Here is a 16,907-nt window from a genome sequence, read left to right as displayed (position 1 = left end):
GATTACCATGGCCCTACTGCAGATCGCCGAACCCGGCCAAAGCCCTCAACCGCACCAGCGTCGCCTGGCGGTCGGGATTGACCTGGGCACCACCAATTCCCTGGTCGCTGCCTTGCGCAGTGGCCTGTCCGAGCCGCTGCCCGACGCCGATGGCCAGGTTATCCTGCCGTCTGCCGTGCGCTATCACGCTGACCACATCGAAGTCGGTGAGTCAGCCAAGCTGGCGGCGTCCTCCGATCCTCTGAACACCGTACTGTCGGTCAAGCGCTTGATGGGTCGTGGTCTGTCCGACGTCAAGCAATTGGGCGAGCAGCTGCCGTACCGCTTTGTCGGCGGCGAATCGCATATGCCGTTCATTGACACCGTCCAGGGCCCGAAAAGCCCGGTGGAAGTGTCGGCCGATATCCTCAAGGTACTGCGCCAGCGCGCGGAAACCACCTTGGGCGGTGAACTGGTCGGCGCGGTGATCACGGTTCCGGCGTATTTCGACGACGCTCAGCGCCAAGCCACCAAGGACGCGGCGAAACTCGCCGGTCTCAACGTGCTGCGCTTGCTCAATGAGCCGACTGCGGCCGCTGTGGCCTATGGCCTGGATCAGCACGCCGAAGGCTTGGTTGCTATCTACGACCTGGGCGGCGGCACCTTTGATATTTCGATCCTGCGCCTGACCGGCGGTGTGTTCGAAGTACTGGCCACCGGTGGCGACACTGCCCTGGGCGGCGATGACTTCGATCACGCGATTGCCGGCTGGATCATCACCAGCGCCGGCTTGTCGGCCGACCTGGACCCGGGCGAGCAGCGTAATCTGCTGCAAACCGCCTGTGCGGCCAAAGAAGCGCTGACTGACGCCCGTTCTGTAGACGTTTCCTACGGTTCCTGGTCGGCTCAACTGACCCGTGAAGCGTTCGACGCGCTGATCGAACCGATGGTCGCGCGCAGCCTTAAAGCCTGCCGCCGTGCAGTGCGTGATTCCGGTGTTGAGCTCGAAGACGTTGCCGCCGTGGTCATGGTCGGCGGTTCGACCCGCGTCCCACGGGTTCGCGAAGCCGTTGCCGAAGCCTTTGGTCGCCAGCCGCTGACTGAAATCGACCCGGATCAAGTCGTCGCTATCGGTGCCGCGATCCAGGCCGACACCCTGGCCGGTAACAAGCGCGACGGTGGCGAATTGCTGCTGCTCGACGTTATCCCGCTGTCCTTGGGGCTGGAAACCATGGGCGGCCTGATGGAGAAGGTGATTCCACGTAACACCACCATCCCCGTCGCCCGCGCCCAGGATTTCACTACGTATAAAGATGGCCAGACGGCCATGATGATTCATGTGCTGCAAGGCGAGCGCGAGCTGATCAGCGACTGCCGCTCCCTGGCGCGTTTTGAATTGCGCGGCATTCCGGCGATGGTTGCGGGCGCGGCGAAGATTCGCGTGACCTACCAGGTCGACGCCGATGGCCTGCTCAGCGTGGCTGCGCGTGAACTGGCCTCGGGCGTTGAAGCCAGCATCCAGGTCAAGCCGTCCTACGGCCTGACCGACGGCGAAATCGCCAAGATGCTCAAGGATTCGTTCCAGTATGCCGGTGACGACAAGGTCGCCCGCGTACTGCGTGAGCAGCAAGTCGACGCTCAGCGCCTGCTCGAAGCCGTGCAGGGTGCCCTTGATGCTGATGGCGAGCGCCTGTTGGATGCCGAAGAGCGCATGGTCATCGACCTGCAGATGCAGGAACTGGCCGAACTGATGAAAAGCACTGATGGTTACGCCATCGAGCAACAGACCAAGCGTCTGTCGCAAGTGACCGATGCTTTTGCCGCCCGTCGTATGGACCAGTCGGTAAAAGCCGCCCTGGCGGGACGCAATCTGAATGAAATCGAGGAATAATTAATGCCGCAGGTCATTTTTCTGCCACACGCCGAGCATTGCCCGGACGGTATGGTCGTGGAGGCTGAGACCGGCAAGTCCATCCTCGAAGTTGCCCATGACAACCACATCGAGATCGAGAGTGCCTGCGGCGGTGTCTGCGCCTGCACCACTTGCCACTGTGTGATTCGCGAGGGTTTCAACTCTCTGGAAGAAGCCGATGAGCTGGAAGAGGATTTTCTCGACCGCGCGTGGGGCCTGGAGCCGACTTCTCGCCTAAGCTGTCAGGCAAAGGTTGGGACTGAAGACATCACTGTCGAAATTCCGAAGTACTCGCTCAACCATGCGGCCGAAGCGCCGCATTGATTCAAGGAAGTGTCATGATTCTTAAATGGGTTGATGTGCAAGAGATCGCTATCCTGTTGGCCGACGGCAACCCGGATCTGGATCCTTACTCCCTGAACTTTGTAGCTTTGCGTGACATGGTCATGGCGTTGCCAGGGTTTGAAGATGAGCGGGATCGTGGCGGTGAAAAGGTCCTGGAAGCTATCCAGACTGCCTGGAAAGAAGAGCAGGACTGACGCCTCCCTTACGCAGTTAGGCAATACCTAAGAACCCGCGTATAATTCGCGGGTTTAATTTTTCGTAAATTACCGTTTCTGGAGTTACACCATGGCTGTTCAACGTACTTTCTCCATCATCAAGCCTGACGCTGTTGCAAAAAACGTCATCGGCGAGATCACCACTCGTTTCGAAAAAGCCGGCCTGAAGGTTGTAGCTTCGAAACTCAAGCAACTGTCCAAAGCTGAAGCTGAAGGCTTCTACGCTGAGCACAGCGCTCGTGGCTTCTTCGGCGACCTGGTCTCCTTCATGATCTCCGGCCCTGTTGTTGTTCAGGTTCTGGAAGGCGAAAACGCTATCGCTCTGAACCGTGAGCTGATGGGCGCTACCAACCCTAAAGAAGCAGCTGCCGGCACCATCCGTGCTGACTTCGCTGAATCCATCGACGCCAATGCTGTTCACGGTTCGGACTCCGAAGCCGCTGCTGCTCGCGAAATCTCGTACTTTTTCGCTGCTACTGAAGTAACCGCTCGCTAAGCACTGGCTTAAAGAGTGAGGGTGAATCCATGACTACATCGACTGTTAAAACCAACCTGCTGGGTCTGACTCAGCCGGAAATGGAGAAATTCTTCGACTCAATCGGGGAGAAGCGTTTCCGTGCCGGTCAGGTAATGAAGTGGATTCACCACTTTGGCGTCGACGATTTCGACGCCATGACGAACGTCAGCAAGGCCCTGCGCGACAAGCTCAAGGCTATTGCTGAGGTCCGTGGCCCCGAAGTGGTCAGCGAGGACATCTCCAGCGACGGCACCCGTAAGTGGGTGGTGCGCGTGGCGTCCGGCAGCTGCGTCGAGACCGTGTACATTCCCCAGGGCAAGCGCGGCACATTGTGCGTTTCGTCCCAGGCAGGCTGTGCCCTGGACTGCAGTTTCTGCTCCACCGGCAAGCAAGGCTTCAATAGCAACCTCACCGCCGCCGAAGTCATCGGCCAGGTGTGGATTGCCAACAAATCCTTTGGCAGCGTCCCGGCAACCGTCGACCGTGCCATCACCAACGTGGTGATGATGGGCATGGGTGAGCCGCTGCTGAACTTCGACAACGTGATCGCGGCCATGCATTTGATGATGGACGACCTGGGCTACGGCATTTCCAAGCGCCGTGTGACCTTGTCGACCTCAGGCGTGGTGCCGATGATCGATGAGCTGGCCAAGCACATCGACGTCTCCCTGGCGTTGTCGCTGCACGCACCCAATGATGCATTGCGTAACCAATTGGTGCCGATCAACAAGAAGTATCCGCTTAAGATGCTGCTCGAATCTTGTCAGCGTTACATGGCAACCTTGGGCGAGAAGCGTGTGTTGACCATTGAGTACACCATGCTCAAGGACATCAACGACAAGGTTGAGCACGCCGTCGAGATGATCGAGTTGCTCAAGAACACTCCGTGCAAGATCAACCTGATTCCGTTTAACCCGTTTCCACATTCTGGCTACGAGCGGCCTAGCAACAATGCTATCCGCCGTTTCCAGGATCAACTGCACCAGGCCGGCTACAACGTCACCGTACGCACCACGCGTGGTGAAGACATCGACGCCGCCTGTGGCCAATTGGTAGGGCAGGTGCTGGATCGCACCCGTCGCAGCGAACGTTATATCGCCGTGCGCGAACTTAACGCCGCCGAAGATTTGCCGCAAATTGCTGTGAATCGAATCTGAGAGAGGAACTCTATGCCCTTGCGCCTTGCGCTGCTTTTACTTTTTACCGGCCTCGTGGCCGGTTGTGTTTCATCGGGCTATGACAGCCCGTTGCAAACCGATAAAGGCCGTGATGAGGCGCGAGTTGCCTATGTGCAACTGGGTCTGGGTTATCTGCGCCAAGGTATGAGCGAGCAGGCCAAGGTGCCGTTGAAAAAGGCCCTGGAGTTGGATGGCGAGGATGCTGACGCGAATGCCGCATTGGCCTTGGTGTTTCAGGCCCAGGCCGAGCCCGAGCTGGCCGATCACTATTTTCAAAAAGCCCTGGCCTCCCGTCCTGCCGACCCCCGGCTGCTGAACAACTACGGCAGCTTCCTGTTCGAGCAGAAGCGTTATGACCAGGCTTCCCGTTATTTCCAGCAAGCCTCTGCCGATGCCCTCTACCCGGAGCGGTCGCGGGTATTCGAGAACCTTGGGGTTACCTCGGTGCGCCTCGGCCAGCGCGACAGCGCGCGTCAGCAACTGGAAAAAGCCCTGCATTTGAACAGTCGCCAGCCACGCGCGTTGCTCGAAATGGCTGAGATGTCTTACGAAGACAGGCATTATGTGCCAGCACGTGACTATTACGAGCGTTTTAGCCTGCTCAGCGGGCAAAATGCACGTAGTCTATTGCTCGGTGCGCGCCTGGCGACTGTTCATGAAGAACGCGACACGGCCGCACGTTTTGGCCAGCAACTCGAACGACTCTATCCCGGTACGCCGGAATATCAGCAATACCTGTCGGAGCAATGATGAAAGCGGCGCACCCGGAAGTTGTAGCAGCTAATCGCGTAAACCCAGGCGAGACCTTGCGTCAGGCCCGCGAAAGCAATGGTTGGTCGCTGGCAGAAGTGGCCCTCAAGCTCAATTTGACCACGACATCCCTGGGCAACCTGGAGGCCGGCGCGTTCGACAAGCTGCCTGGGCATACCTTTGCCCGCGGCTACATCCGCGCTTATGCCAAGTTGCTGGGCATTGACCAGACCGTGTTGGTACAGGAATTCGATCAGTTCACCGGCACCGACTCCCAGGGCAGTAATGTGCATGGCCTGGGTCGCATCGAAGAGCCGGTACGGGTTTCCCACACGATTTTGCGAATTGTCAGTCTATTGCTGCTGATTGCTGTGATTGGCGGCGGTTTCGTCTGGTGGCAAGACCAGGCGTCCCAGCGCAGCAAGGACCTGACCAGCAACGCTATGGAGCACGTCGAAGTCGAAAGCGCCGACGGCACCACTCAGATTCATCCGTTGGATGAGCCCGAAGACCAGGCGGTTGCCCAAGCGCAGGCTGCACCAGAAGCACCGGCCACTGCCGAGCCGGCAGCGCCGGAAGCGGGCACTGCGCCGGCTGCGACCGCCGCCGCGCCTGCTCAAGCTGTGCCGGTAACCCCGGCCGCCCCAGTTGCTCAGGCCGCCCAGGCCCATACCCCCCCGGCACCTGCTCCAGCGAACACTGCCCCGGCCGCTCCGGCAGCGCCAGCCGTTACGCCACCCAGCGCACCCGCATTGATCGCCGGTGACGGGCATATCCAGATTACCTTCATCGCTGACTGCTGGACGCAAGTCACCGATGGCAACGGCAAAGTGCTGTTCAGCGGTTTGAAGCGTAAGGGCGATACGCTTGACCAGGGCGGCAAGCCTCCTTTGACGCTGCGTCTGGGCTTTGCCCGTGGCGCGCAAGTGGTCTACAACGGCCAGCCTGTTGACGTAGCGCCGTTCACCAGTGGCGAGACTGCTCGCCTCAAGTTGGGACAATAGTCATGCACGGCGAATCTCCAATCAAACGTCGCGTATCGCGCAAGATTTGGGTCGGCACGGTGCCGGTGGGCGGCGACGCCCCCATCGCGGTACAGAGCATGACCAACAGCGACACCAATGATGTCGCCGCCACCGTCGCCCAGATCAACCGTCTGGAAGCGGCCGGCGTGGACATCGTACGGGTTTCCGTACCCGATATGGACGCTGCCGAAGCCTTTGGCCGCATCAAGCAACTGGTCAAGGTGCCGCTGGTTGCCGACATTCACTTCGACTACAAGATCGCCTTGCGCGTGGCCGAACTGGGCGTCGACTGCCTGCGCATCAACCCGGGCAACATCGGTCGCGAAGACCGTGTGCGCGCGGTGGTGGATGCTGCACGCGATCGCGGGATTCCGATTCGCATCGGCGTCAACGCCGGTTCCCTGGAAAAAGACCTGCAAAAGAAATACGGCGAGCCGACCCCGGCCGCGCTGGTTGAATCGGCGCTGCGCCACGTTGAGCACCTTGAGCGCCTGAATTTTCAGGACTTCAAGGTCAGCGTAAAGGCTTCCGACGTGTTCATGGCGGTAGAAGCTTATCGCCTGCTGGCCAAGGAAATTGTGCAGCCACTGCACTTGGGTATCACTGAAGCGGGCGGTTTGCGCTCAGGCACAGTGAAATCTGCGGTGGGTCTCGGTATGCTGCTCGCCGAAGGGATTGGCGATACTATCCGCATCTCCCTGGCGGCAGACCCGGTAGAGGAAGTGAAGGTCGGTTACGACATTCTCAAATCCCTGCATTTGCGTTCCCGTGGCATTAACTTCATTGCCTGCCCGAGCTGCTCGCGGCAGAACTTCGACGTGGTGAAAACCATGAACGAACTGGAAGGGCGCCTCGAAGATCTACTGGTGCCGCTGGATGTTGCGGTGATCGGTTGCGTGGTCAACGGCCCGGGTGAAGCCAAAGAGGCGCACATCGGCCTGACTGGCGGCACACCGAACCTGATTTACATCGACGGCAAGCCGTCGCAGAAGTTGACGAATGACAATCTGGTGGATGAGCTCGAAAGACTGATTCGCGAGAAAGCGGCCGAGAAGGTCGCGGCTGACGCAGCGCTGATCGCGCGCGGCTAAGAACGAATTTAAGGATTAGATGTGAGCAAGTCTCTGCAAGCCATTCGTGGCATGAACGACATCCTGCCGGAGCAGACGCCACTGTGGCGCTACTTCGAGAGCACGGTCGCGCGCCTGCTGGATAACTACGGTTACAAGCAGATCCGCATGCCGATCGTCGAGTTCACCGAGCTGTTCAAGCGCTCCATCGGTGAAGTGACCGACATCGTCGAAAAAGAGATGTACACCTTTGAAGACCGCAACGGCGACTCCCTGACTCTGCGTCCGGAAGGTACTGCTGCGTGCGTGCGCGCCGTGCTCGAGCATGGCCTCACCGGGGGTGGGCAGCCACAGAAGCTGTGGTACATCGGCCCGATGTTTCGCCACGAGCGCCCGCAGAAAGGCCGTTATCGCCAGTTCCACCAGATTGGCCTGGAAGTGTTCAACCTCGACGGCCCGGACATCGACGCCGAGTTGATCGTGCTGACCTGGCGCCTGTGGGGCCTGCTGGGCATCCGCGACGCGGTCAAGCTTGAACTCAACAGCCTGGGTACCAGTGAATCCCGTGGCCGCTACCGGGTCGCCCTGGTCGAGTACCTGTCCGCCCACCTCGACAAGTTGGACGAAGACAGCCAGCGCCGTCTGAAAACCAACCCGTTGCGCGTGCTGGATACCAAGAACGCCGACACCCAAGCCATACTGGTCGACGCGCCGAAAATGGCCGATTACCTGGACGACGAATCGCGCATCCACTTCGAGGGCCTCAAGGCTCGCCTGGACGCGGCCGGTATTCCGTACGTGATCAACCCGAAACTGGTACGTGGCCTCGATTACTACAGCAAAACCGTATTCGAATGGGTCACCGACAAACTCGGCGCCCAGGGCACCGTGTGCGCCGGTGGTCGTTACGACGGCCTGGTCGAGCAAATGGGCGGCAAGCCGACCACGGGCGTGGGTTTTGCCATGGGCATCGAGCGGCTGATCCTGCTGCTCGAAACCCTGGAGCAGGTCCCGGAAGAAATTTCCCGTCAGGTGGACGTGTACCTGTGCGCCTTTGGCGAGGCCGCCGAACTGGCAGCCCTGGCCCTGAGCGAGAAAGTGCGCGACCAACTGCCAAACCTGCGCCTGCAGATCAATGCCGGCGCTGGCAGCTTCAAGAGCCAATTCAAGAAGGCCGACAAGAGCGGTGCGCTGTATGCACTGATCCTTGGCGATGACGAACTGGCCCAGCAAGTGATAGGTTTCAAACCCCTGCGTGGCCAGGGCGAGCAACAGAACATTGCCTTTGATGCGCTCGCCGCGCACTTGGCCACCTGCGTCGTGCAGGGTTGAAGCTGTCGAACAGCCGAATTTAGCGATTAAGGAGTATTGGGGTGTCGAGTACTGATGATGAGCAGTTGGCCGAGTTCAAGGACTGGTGGCAGCGTAACGGCAAGCCCCTGGTTACCGGCGGCCTGCTGGCTTTAGTGGTGGTGTTCGGCTGGCAAGCCTGGACAAAGTATCAGGCCAACCAGTCTCAAGGCGCCTCGATCCTCTATCAACAATTGCTGGAAACCACGCTGACGCCGGACGGCAAGCCTGATCCTGCCCAAGTGGCAGACTTGGCCGGCAAGCTGAAAGCCGAATTCGGCGGTAGTACCTACGCCCAGTACGGCAGCCTGTTCGTCGCGAAAGTTGCGGTCGACACCGGCAAGCTGGATGACGCAGCCACCGAGCTGAAGGCCATCGCCGACAAGCCGACCAACCCGACTCTGGGTGAAATCGCACGTCAGCGCCTGGCGCAGGTGTTGGCAGCACAGAACAAGGCTGACGAAGCACTCAAACTGCTCGACGGCGATGCTGACAAGGCATTTGTGGCCACTCGTGAAGAGCTCAAGGGCGACCTGTTGGTCCAATTGGGTCGTACCGACGAAGCCCATGCTGCGTACCAAAAAGCCAAGGCGGCGCTGTCTGATGAAGCGGCGGTCGGTGGCTTACAAATCAAGCTGGACGACTTGGCCAAAGGGGATGCGTGACGTGATCCGTTGGAAACATGCAGCATTGCTGGCTCTGGCCATTCTGGCCGCGGGTTGCAGCAGCAACAGTAAAAAAGAACTGCCTCCTGCCGAGCTGACCAGCTTCAAGGAAGAAGTGGTCCTGCAGAAGCAGTGGAGCCGCTCCGTGGGCGATGGCCAGGGCGACCTGTACAACCTGTTGCAGCCGGCGATCGACGGCGACAACATTGTGGCCACTGACTCCACCGGCGTGATCATTGCCATGGATCGCATGAATGGCGACGTGAAGTGGAAGAAAGACCTCGATCTACCGGTTTCCGGTGGCGTGGGTGTCGGCTACGGCATGGTGCTGGTCGGTACGCTCAAAGGCGACGTGGTTGCTCTGGACTCGGCGACGGGTGAAGAGAAATGGCGCGCTCGGGTGACCAGTGAAGTGCTCTCGGCGCCTGCCACCAATGGCGATATCGTCGTGGTGCAAACCCAGGATGACCGTGTGATCGGTCTGGATGCCGCCACCGGCAACCAGCGCTGGTTATACGACAGCACCCCTGCGGTGTTGACCCTGCGCGGTACCAGTGGTCCGATTGTGACCAACAACCTGGCCGTTGCAGGCCTGTCGACCGGTAAAGTGGTCGCCTTGGATATCCAGAACGGCGTGCCGGCCTGGGAAACCCGTGTGGCCATCCCTCAGGGTCGTTCCGAGCTGGATCGCGTGGTGGACATCGACGGCGGCTTGCTGCTCTCGGGTGAAACCATTTACGTCGCTACCTACCAGGGCCGTGTTGCGGCGCTGGACCTGCAAAGCGGCCGCATCAACTGGCAGCGTGATGCTTCCAGTTACGCCGGTGTCGCCCAAGGGTTTGGCAGCGTCTACGTAAGCCTGGCGTCAGGTACTGTTGAAAGTGTCGACGAGCGTTCCACCACTGCACTGTGGAGCAACGACTCCCTGGCCCGCCGTCAACTGTCGGCTCCGGAAGTGTTCTCCAGCTACGTAGCGGTAGGTGACTTCGAAGGTTACCTGCATCTGCTGAGCCAGGTGGACGGTCGTTTTGTCGGCCGCGAGCGTATCGACAGCGACGGCCTGCGTGCCCGTCCGCTGGTCGTGGGTAATATGCTTTACGTGTTTGGCAACAGCGGCAAGCTGGAAGCCCTGACCATTAAGTAAGCAACTATGCTTGGGGTAAAACCCAGGCGGCCCCGCTTCGGCGGGGCATGCGGCATTTGAATATGCTGCCCCGAGCACCAGCCGCTGCCTTGCAGCGGCTTTTGTATTTTCTGAAATAACGAAGTGGAGAGCCGCATGGTTCCCGTAATCGCCCTGGTGGGCCGACCTAACGTCGGCAAGTCCACCTTGTTCAACCGCCTGACCAGGACTCGCGACGCCATCGTCGGCGACTTGTCCGGTCTGACCCGTGATCGCCAATACGGTGAGGCAAAGTGGCAAGGGCGCTCCTACATTATTGTCGACACCGGTGGTATCTCCGGTGACGAGCATGGCATGGACGAAAAGATGGCCGAGCAGTCGCTGCTGGCCATCGAAGAAGCCGATGTCGTGTTGTTCCTGGTGGACGCCCGCGCGGGCTACACCGCTGCCGACCAGATGATTGGCGAGCACCTGCGCAAGCGCAACAAGCGTTCCTATTTGGTCGCCAACAAGATCGACAACATCGATCCTGAGGCGGCCCGCGCCGAGTTCAGCCCGATGGGCTTGGGCGATGCGATCCCGGTCGCTGGTGCTCACGGTCGCGGTATCACCCAGATGCTCGAAATCGCCCTGCGCGACTTCCCTAAGGATGACGCCGAGGAAGAAGAGGGCGAGGAAGAGATCGTTGCCGAAGGTGAGGAAGCCAAGCGCATTCCTGGCCCAAGCGAAAAAGACGGTATCAAGATCGCTATCATCGGTCGCCCGAACGTCGGCAAGTCGACCTTGGTTAACCGCATGCTCGGTGAAGACCGGGTAATCGTGTATGACCAACCCGGCACCACCCGCGACAGTATCTACATCCCGTTCGAGCGTAACGAGGAGAAGTACACGCTGATCGACACCGCTGGTGTGCGCAAGCGCGGCAAGATCCACGAGGAAGTTGAAAAGTTCTCGGTGGTCAAAACCCTGCAGGCGATCAAAGACGCCAACGTAGTGATCTTCGTGATGGACGCCCGCGAAGGTGTAGTGGATCACGACCTCAACTTGCTGGGCTTTGCCCTGGAAGCCGGTCGCGCCTTGGTGATCGCGATCAACAAGTGGGACGGCATGACGCCGAGCGAGCGCGATTTCGTCAAGATCGAGCTGCAGCGCCGCCTGTTCTTCGTTGAGTTCGCCGATATTCACTTTATCTCGGCCCTGCACGGCACCGGCGTGGGCAACCTCTACGGCTCCGTACAAAACTCGTTCAAGTCCGCAGTTACCCGCTGGCCGACCAACCGTCTGACCCAGATCCTGGAAGACGCAGTCGGCGAGCACGCGCCGCCGATGGTTAACAACCGCCGGATCAAACTGCGTTACGCCCACTTGGGTGGTGCCAACCCGCCGATTATCGTGATTCACGGTAACCAGATCGAGAAGGTGCCGAAATCCTATGTGCGTTACCTGGAAAACACCTACCGCCGTGTCTTGAAACTGGTCGGTACGCCGATTCGTATCGAGTTCAAGGGTGGCGAGAACCCATACGAAGGCAACAAGAACACCTTGACTGACCGTCAGGTGAACAAGAAGCGTCGTTTGATGACTCACCACAAGAAGGCCGACAAGAAGCGCCGCGACAAGAAATAAACGCCGCTTCACGTTGTAAGCTGCACGCTGCAAGAGAGGGCTCCTTTGGAGCCCTTTTTTGTGCGCGACGGTTTGTGCCTTGACCCCACGCGGCCGGCAGCTTAAAACTTGGGGCTCACCTGCAGGGGCCACCGATGATCACCAGCAAGCTGCCGAATGTCGGCACGACCATTTTCACCACCATGTCGCAACTCGCAGCCGAGACCGGCGCGCTCAACCTGTCCCAAGGTTTTCCCGATTTCAATGGCCCGCAGGCGTTGCTTGATGCGGTGGGCAAACATATCGCGCTCGGTCATAACCAGTACGCGCCGATGACCGGCCTGCCGGTGCTGCGCCAGCAAGTGGCGGCCAAGATCGCCCGCAGCTATGGCGCCACGGTCAACCCCGACAGCGAAGTGACCATTACCCCGGGCGCTACCGAGGCGATTTTCTGCGCGATTCAGGCGGTGATTCGCAATGGCGATGAAGTCATCGTGTTCGACCCCTGCTACGACAGCTACGAGCCCTCAGTCGAGCTGGCCGGCGGCCGCTGCGTGCATGTGCAACTGAGCCTGCAAGGCTTCGCCCTGGACTTCGAAAAGATCAAGGCCGCACTTTCGCCGCGCACACGCATGATCATCCTGAACTCCCCGCACAACCCGACCGGCGCACTGATCAGCCGCGCCGAACTGGACCAGTTAGCCGAACTGATCCGCGACCGCGATATCTATCTGGTCAGCGATGAAGTCTACGAACACTTGGTGTTCGACGGCGTGCCCCATGCCAGCGTTCTGGCCCACGAAGAGCTGTATCAGCGTGCGTTCGTGGTCAGCTCCTTCGGCAAGACTTATCACGTCACCGGCTGGAAAACCGGCTACGTGGTCGCGCCCGCCGCGCTGACCGCTGAACTGCGCAAGGTGCATCAATATGTCAACTTCTGCGGCGTGACCCCTTTGCAGTACGCTTTGGCGGACTTCATGGCCGAACACCCGGAACATGTCGAAGAACTGCCGGCCTTCTACCAGGCCAAGCGCGACCTGTTCTGCGACCTGCTGGCACCGTCGCGTTTCAGCTTTACCCGGGTGACCGGTACTTACTTTCAACTGGTGGATTACTCACAGATTCGCCCGGACCTGGATGACGCCGCTATGTCTCTGTGGATGACGCGCGAACACGGCGTCGCGACGATCCCGGTTTCGGTGTTCTACCAGCACCCACCTCAAGGCCAGCGCCTGGTGCGTCTGTGCTTTGCCAAACGCGAGGAAACGCTGCAACAAGCGGCGGAGAAACTATGCGTGATCTGAGTGCATTACCCGACTTGACCATTGCCTTGGTCCAGACCAGCCTGGTGTGGCATGACCGTCAGGCCAACCTCGAGCATTTCGAGTTGCTGCTGGAACAAGCCCAAGGCGCCGACCTGATCGTGTTGCCGGAGATGTTCACCACCGGCTTCTCGATGGAATCGGCCACGCTCGCCGAGCGCGAAAATGGCCCCACCCATGCATGGCTGCAGGCCCAGGCGGCCAAATACAACGCGGTGATCACCGGCAGCGTGATTATCCAGGCCGCCGACGGCAGCCATCGCAACCGCCTGCTGTGGGCGCGGCCGGATGGCGAGGTGCTGCATTACGACAAGCGCCACCTGTTCCGTATGGCGGGCGAGCACGACCACTACACGCCGGGCGAGCGCCAGGTGCAGTTTGAGTTGAAGGGGTGGCGTATTCGCCCGTTGATTTGCTACGACCTGCGCTTCCCGGTGTGGAGCCGTGACGCGCAGGACACGGACTTGCTGCTGTACACCGCCAATTGGCCGGGTGCACGGCGCCAGCACTGGAACCGGTTATTGCCGGCGCGAGCCATCGAGAACCTGTGCTACGTGGCGGCGGTGAACCGGGTGGGTACCGATGGCAAAGGCTTTGCCTACACGGGAGACAGCCAAGTGCTGGACTTCCAGGGTGAGACCTTGCTGAGTGCCGGGGAGGCGGACGGGGTGTTTCAGGTGATCCTGGATGCGGCGGAGTTGGCTGCTTATCGCACTAGGTTTCCGGCGAACCTGGATGCCGATCGCTTTCAGTTTGTCTGATACACCGCTTTCGCGAGCAAGCCCGCTCCCACATTTTGATCTGTGAATACATTCAAAATGTGGGAGCGGGCTTGCTCGCGAAGAGGCCATCAGCAACACCAAAAAACCTAGTAAAAAGGCCCCTGGATTCTCACCCAGGGGCCTTTTGTATTTCAGCACTCAAGTTACGCCGCTTTCGCTTCCTGCTGACTCAACGACCGGTTCAGCGCACTGAACAGCGCCTTGAAGCTCGCTGTGGTGATGTTTTCATCAATGCCCACACCATGCACCGGGCGCTCGCCGTTCACACGCAGTTCAATGTAGGCCGCCGCCTTGGCGTTGGTGCCAGCACCGATTGCATGTTCGTTGTAGTCCATGATCTCCACGCCAATCGGCAGGCCAGCCACCAGCGCTTCCAGGGCGCCGTTGCCTTTGCCTTTCCAGTGCAGGTTGGTTTCGCCCTGGCCCTTGCCCGAGACCTCCACCTCGACAAAGCTGTTGCCGTTCTCTTCCTGCAGGCGATGGCTGACCAAGGCGTACGGGGTGTTGGCTTGCAGGTATTCACGCTGCAGCAACGCGTAGATCTGCGGTGCGGTCATTTCCAGGCCGACGCGGTCGGTTTCAGCCTGTACCACTTGGCTGAACTCGATTTGCATGCGACGCGGCAAGCTGATGTCGTATTCCTGCTCCAGCAGGTAGGCGATGCCGCCTTTGCCCGACTGGCTATTCACACGAATGACGGCCTCGTAGCTGCGGCCAATGTCGGCGGGGTCGATCGGCAAGTACGGTACTTCCCACAGTGCATCGGCTTTCTGCTGAGTGAAGCCTTTGCGGATCGCGTCCTGATGGGAGCCGGAGAACGCGGTGTGCACCAGGTCGCCGACGTACGGGTGACGTGGGTGCACCTGAATCTGGTTGCACTCCTCGACGACCTTGCGCACGCCATCGATATCGGAAAAGTCCAGCTGTGGATCGAGACCCTGGGTGTACATGTTCAGTGCCACAGTGACCAGGTCGACGTTACCGGTGCGTTCGCCGTTGCCGAACAGGCAGCCTTCGACACGGTCGGCGCCGGCCATCAAGCCCAGCTCGGTGGCGGCCACGCCGGTGCCACGGTCGTTGTGGGTGTGCAGGCTGATGATCACGCTGTCACGGCGGTTGATATGGCGACCGAACCACTCGATCTGGTCGGCATAGATGTTCGGCGTGGCGCACTCAACGGTGGCTGGCAAGTTGAGGATCATCTTGTGCTCAGGTGTTGGGTTCCACACCTCAATCACCGCGTCACACACTTCCTTGGCGAACTCCAGTTCAGTGGCGCTGAAGGTCTCCGGAGAGTATTCGAATGTCCACTGGGTTTCCGGCTGCTGGGCGGCGTATTTGACGAACAGCTTGGCCGCGTTGACGGCGATGGCCTTGATGCCGTCCTTGTCCTGGTTGAACACGATGCGGCGGAACGACGGCGAGGTGGCGTTGTACAAGTGCACGATGGCTTTCTTGGCGCCGCGCAGGGATTCGAAGGTACGCGCGATCAAGTCTTCACGGCCCTGGGTCAGCACCTGGATGGTGGTGTCCTCGGGGATGTGATTGTCCTCGATCAAGGTGCGCACGAAGTCGAAGTCGGTTTGCGAAGCGGCCGGGAACGAGGCTTCGATTTCCTTCACGCCCACCGCAACCAGGGTCTTCCAGAAACGCAGTTTTTTCGCGGCGTCCATCGGCTCGATCAGCGACTGGTTGCCATCACGCAGGTCGGAGCTGCACCAGATCGGCGCTTCGGTGATGGTTTTCGACGGCCACGTGCGGTCCGGGATATCGATGGTCGGGAACGCGCGGTACTTCGAAGACGGGTCTTTGAGCATGCTCATCGGGAAATCCTTTGTTGTAGGGGCCGAGAAAAGGCGGCCTGCCGTGTAACTATTTTTGGGGATGAAGCGTGGGACGAGGCAGATCGATTCAACCTGGCAGTCGTGCGCTGACGAGGCACAGGCTGCGGTGCTGGCGGAGCTGAATGAGGGTATGAGAGGTTTTCATAAGCTCAACCCTAACCGCAGGGGTGAAAGATGGCAAGCAGTCGAGAAAAATTGAGATAAGTTCTTGCTTTGAGTGATTGGGCGAGATTTTGTAGCTGTGTTGATGGCTAATGACCTTTTTATTTGCGCTGGCTAAACGAGGCGCGCAATCGCGGTGACAGGCTCACGCTATCTCGGGCAAGCCCGCTCCCACATTGGAATGCATTCAACTGTGGGCGCGGGCTTGCCCGCGATGAGGCTTGCGGCCCCACCGATCATCTCAGGGCTGGAAGGCACCGATAAAAATCGCTGGGTCCACTCGTGCATCGTTGAGGCTGATGTTCCAGTGCATATGTGGGCCGGTCGCACGGCCCGTCGAGCCGACCTTGCCCACCACCGCACCGCGCGCCAGTTGGTCGCCCACCTTCACGTCGATCTTCGACATATGGCAGAACATGCTGATAAAGCCCTGGCCATGGTCCACAAAGACGGTGTTGCCGTTGAAGAAGTAGTTGCCGGTCAGGATCACCTTGCCTGCCGCTGGGGTCTTGATCGGCGTGCCGGCGCCGACAGCGAAGTCCAGGCCCGAATGCGGGTTGCGCTCCTCGCCGTTAAAGAACCGGCGCACACCAAACTTGCTCGACAGCGGCCCGTTGACTGGCTTGTCCAACAACAGGTTGCTGGGTATGTTCGGGCTGAAGCTGCGGTAGGCCTTGAGCTGTACGGCCAGTTCGCCCTCGATGCGTTTGAGCTGTGCCGGGTCCGGGTTCACCTGGCTTTTGTTCTTCAGGGTGATGTGCTGCTCGGGGTACTTCTTGAAGCCCACCACGAACGGCAGGTTTTGCCCGCCACTGGTGATGCGTTGGGTGCCGGGTTTAACCGTAAGCGCAATCCCGACAATCGCCAGCCAGTTGTTCTGTTCCTTGACCACCAATACCGGTCGGTTCTGGTAGGTCGCTTTTGGCGCAGTTGCCGAAGGGCCCAGGTCGACCACTGCGACGCCACCGGGCACCGGCTTGTTCAGCAACCGAGTGATGTAGCTGTCGGCGTGGGCGTTGAAGGTCAGGCACAACAGCATCAGCAGGCTAAATAGACGAGGCAT

General features: G+C 59.7%; 16 protein-coding genes. 14 read left to right on the top strand and 2 right to left on the bottom strand.

The features are described from left to right. Positions 1-7: 7 nt before the first annotated feature. From hscA to E0F99_RS04845, 14 genes are all read left to right on the top strand, one after another. A complete protein-coding gene (gene hscA, locus E0F99_RS04910) occupies positions 8-1,870 on the top strand; it encodes a Fe-S protein assembly chaperone HscA (RefSeq protein WP_083356866.1) in 1,863 nt (620 codons plus the stop codon). A 3-nt stretch (positions 1,871-1,873) separates the two neighbouring features. Next, positions 1,874-2,215, top strand: a complete 342-nt coding sequence (gene fdx, locus E0F99_RS04905; RefSeq protein WP_083356867.1) for an ISC system 2Fe-2S type ferredoxin — start codon at positions 1,874-1,876, stop codon at positions 2,213-2,215. Positions 2,216-2,229: 14 nt separating this feature from the next. Next, the gene (iscX, locus tag E0F99_RS04900) at positions 2,230-2,430 is read left to right on the top strand and encodes a Fe-S cluster assembly protein IscX (protein ID WP_083356868.1); all 201 of its coding nucleotides are present in this window, start codon (positions 2,230-2,232) and stop codon (positions 2,428-2,430) included. A gap of 91 nt (positions 2,431-2,521) precedes the next feature. Next, on the top strand, positions 2,522-2,947 hold the full coding sequence (gene ndk / locus E0F99_RS04895) for a nucleoside-diphosphate kinase (RefSeq protein ID WP_083356869.1): 426 nt from the start codon (positions 2,522-2,524) through the stop codon (positions 2,945-2,947). A gap of 29 nt (positions 2,948-2,976) precedes the next feature. Further along, entirely contained in the window at positions 2,977-4,125 is a 1,149-nt protein-coding gene (gene rlmN / locus E0F99_RS04890) for a dual-specificity RNA methyltransferase RlmN (protein ID WP_083356870.1), read from the top strand. 12 nt (positions 4,126-4,137) lie between these two features. Then, a complete protein-coding gene (gene pilW / locus E0F99_RS04885) occupies positions 4,138-4,896 on the top strand; it encodes a type IV pilus biogenesis/stability protein PilW (protein WP_083356871.1) in 759 nt (252 codons plus the stop codon). Then, positions 4,896-5,900, top strand: a complete 1,005-nt coding sequence (locus E0F99_RS04880) for a RodZ domain-containing protein (protein ID WP_083356872.1) — start codon at positions 4,896-4,898, stop codon at positions 5,898-5,900. The genes pilW and E0F99_RS04880 overlap by 1 nt, the downstream gene beginning before the upstream one ends. 2 nt (positions 5,901-5,902) lie before the next feature. Beyond that, positions 5,903-7,012, top strand: coding sequence for a flavodoxin-dependent (E)-4-hydroxy-3-methylbut-2-enyl-diphosphate synthase (ispG, locus tag E0F99_RS04875; protein ID WP_083356873.1), 1,110 nt, complete (start codon positions 5,903-5,905; stop codon positions 7,010-7,012). Between the two features lie 21 nt (positions 7,013-7,033). Next, entirely contained in the window at positions 7,034-8,323 is a 1,290-nt protein-coding gene (gene hisS, locus E0F99_RS04870; protein ID WP_083356874.1) for a histidine--tRNA ligase, read from the top strand. Between the two features lie 41 nt (positions 8,324-8,364). Further along, on the top strand, positions 8,365-9,006 hold the full coding sequence (locus tag E0F99_RS04865; RefSeq protein ID WP_083356875.1) for a YfgM family protein: 642 nt from the start codon (positions 8,365-8,367) through the stop codon (positions 9,004-9,006). Continuing rightward, positions 8,999-10,150, top strand: a complete 1,152-nt coding sequence (gene bamB, locus E0F99_RS04860) for an outer membrane protein assembly factor BamB (RefSeq protein WP_083356876.1) — start codon at positions 8,999-9,001, stop codon at positions 10,148-10,150. The genes E0F99_RS04865 and bamB overlap by 8 nt, the downstream gene beginning before the upstream one ends. 135 nt (positions 10,151-10,285) lie before the next feature. Beyond that, positions 10,286-11,755 (top strand): ribosome biogenesis GTPase Der, encoded by a 1,470-nt coding sequence (gene der / locus E0F99_RS04855; protein WP_083356877.1) that lies wholly within the window; start codon positions 10,286-10,288, stop codon positions 11,753-11,755. A gap of 134 nt (positions 11,756-11,889) precedes the next feature. Next, the gene (locus tag E0F99_RS04850; protein WP_083356878.1) at positions 11,890-13,038 is read left to right on the top strand and encodes a pyridoxal phosphate-dependent aminotransferase; all 1,149 of its coding nucleotides are present in this window, start codon (positions 11,890-11,892) and stop codon (positions 13,036-13,038) included. Then, positions 13,026-13,817, top strand: coding sequence for an amidohydrolase (locus E0F99_RS04845; protein ID WP_083356879.1), 792 nt, complete (start codon positions 13,026-13,028; stop codon positions 13,815-13,817). The genes E0F99_RS04850 and E0F99_RS04845 overlap by 13 nt, the downstream gene beginning before the upstream one ends. Before the next feature lie 164 nt (positions 13,818-13,981). Here E0F99_RS04845 and leuA read toward each other — a convergent pair whose 3' ends face one another. Both leuA and E0F99_RS04830 read right to left on the bottom strand, forming a co-directional pair. Then, complete coding sequence (gene leuA / locus E0F99_RS04840) at positions 13,982-15,661, bottom strand: 2-isopropylmalate synthase (protein ID WP_083356880.1); 1,680 nt, start codon at positions 15,659-15,661, stop codon at positions 13,982-13,984. Between the two features lie 424 nt (positions 15,662-16,085). Beyond that, on the bottom strand, positions 16,086-16,907 hold the full coding sequence (locus E0F99_RS04830; protein ID WP_083356881.1) for a peptidoglycan DD-metalloendopeptidase family protein: 822 nt from the start codon (positions 16,905-16,907) through the stop codon (positions 16,086-16,088).

The sequence above is a fragment of the Pseudomonas antarctica genome, assembly GCF_900624995.1.
In the GTDB taxonomy this organism is placed as follows: Bacteria; Pseudomonadota; Gammaproteobacteria; order Pseudomonadales; family Pseudomonadaceae; genus Aquipseudomonas; species Aquipseudomonas antarctica.
Note: the sequence above shows the minus strand (reverse complement) of the source record. Positions and strands in the feature narration are given on the sequence as shown.

Bases quoted from the DNA above. Each gene is read 5' to 3' on its own strand.
- E0F99_RS04880 (WP_083356872.1), top strand. From the start codon at position 4,896: ATGAAAGCGGCGCACCCGGAAGTTGTAGCAGCTAATCGCGTAAACCCA.
- bamB (WP_083356876.1), top strand. From the start codon at position 8,999: ATGCGTGACGTGATCCGTTGGAAACATGCAGCATTGCTGGCTCTGGCC.
- der (WP_083356877.1), top strand. From the start codon at position 10,286: ATGGTTCCCGTAATCGCCCTGGTGGGCCGACCTAACGTCGGCAAGTCC.
- E0F99_RS04845 (WP_083356879.1), top strand. From the start codon at position 13,026: ATGCGTGATCTGAGTGCATTACCCGACTTGACCATTGCCTTGGTCCAG.
- E0F99_RS04830 (WP_083356881.1), bottom strand. From the start codon at position 16,907: ATGCCTCGTCTATTTAGCCTGCTGATGCTGTTGTGCCTGACCTTCAAC.
- ndk (WP_083356869.1), top strand. From the start codon at position 2,522: ATGGCTGTTCAACGTACTTTCTCCATCATCAAGCCTGACGCTGTTGCA.
- hscA (WP_083356866.1), top strand. From the start codon at position 8: ATGGCCCTACTGCAGATCGCCGAACCCGGCCAAAGCCCTCAACCGCAC.
- leuA (WP_083356880.1), bottom strand. From the start codon at position 15,661: ATGAGCATGCTCAAAGACCCGTCTTCGAAGTACCGCGCGTTCCCGACC.
- ispG (WP_083356873.1), top strand. From the start codon at position 5,903: ATGCACGGCGAATCTCCAATCAAACGTCGCGTATCGCGCAAGATTTGG.
- E0F99_RS04850 (WP_083356878.1), top strand. From the start codon at position 11,890: ATGATCACCAGCAAGCTGCCGAATGTCGGCACGACCATTTTCACCACC.
- fdx (WP_083356867.1), top strand. From the start codon at position 1,874: ATGCCGCAGGTCATTTTTCTGCCACACGCCGAGCATTGCCCGGACGGT.
- iscX (WP_083356868.1), top strand. From the start codon at position 2,230: ATGATTCTTAAATGGGTTGATGTGCAAGAGATCGCTATCCTGTTGGCC.
- rlmN (WP_083356870.1), top strand. From the start codon at position 2,977: ATGACTACATCGACTGTTAAAACCAACCTGCTGGGTCTGACTCAGCCG.
- pilW (WP_083356871.1), top strand. From the start codon at position 4,138: ATGCCCTTGCGCCTTGCGCTGCTTTTACTTTTTACCGGCCTCGTGGCC.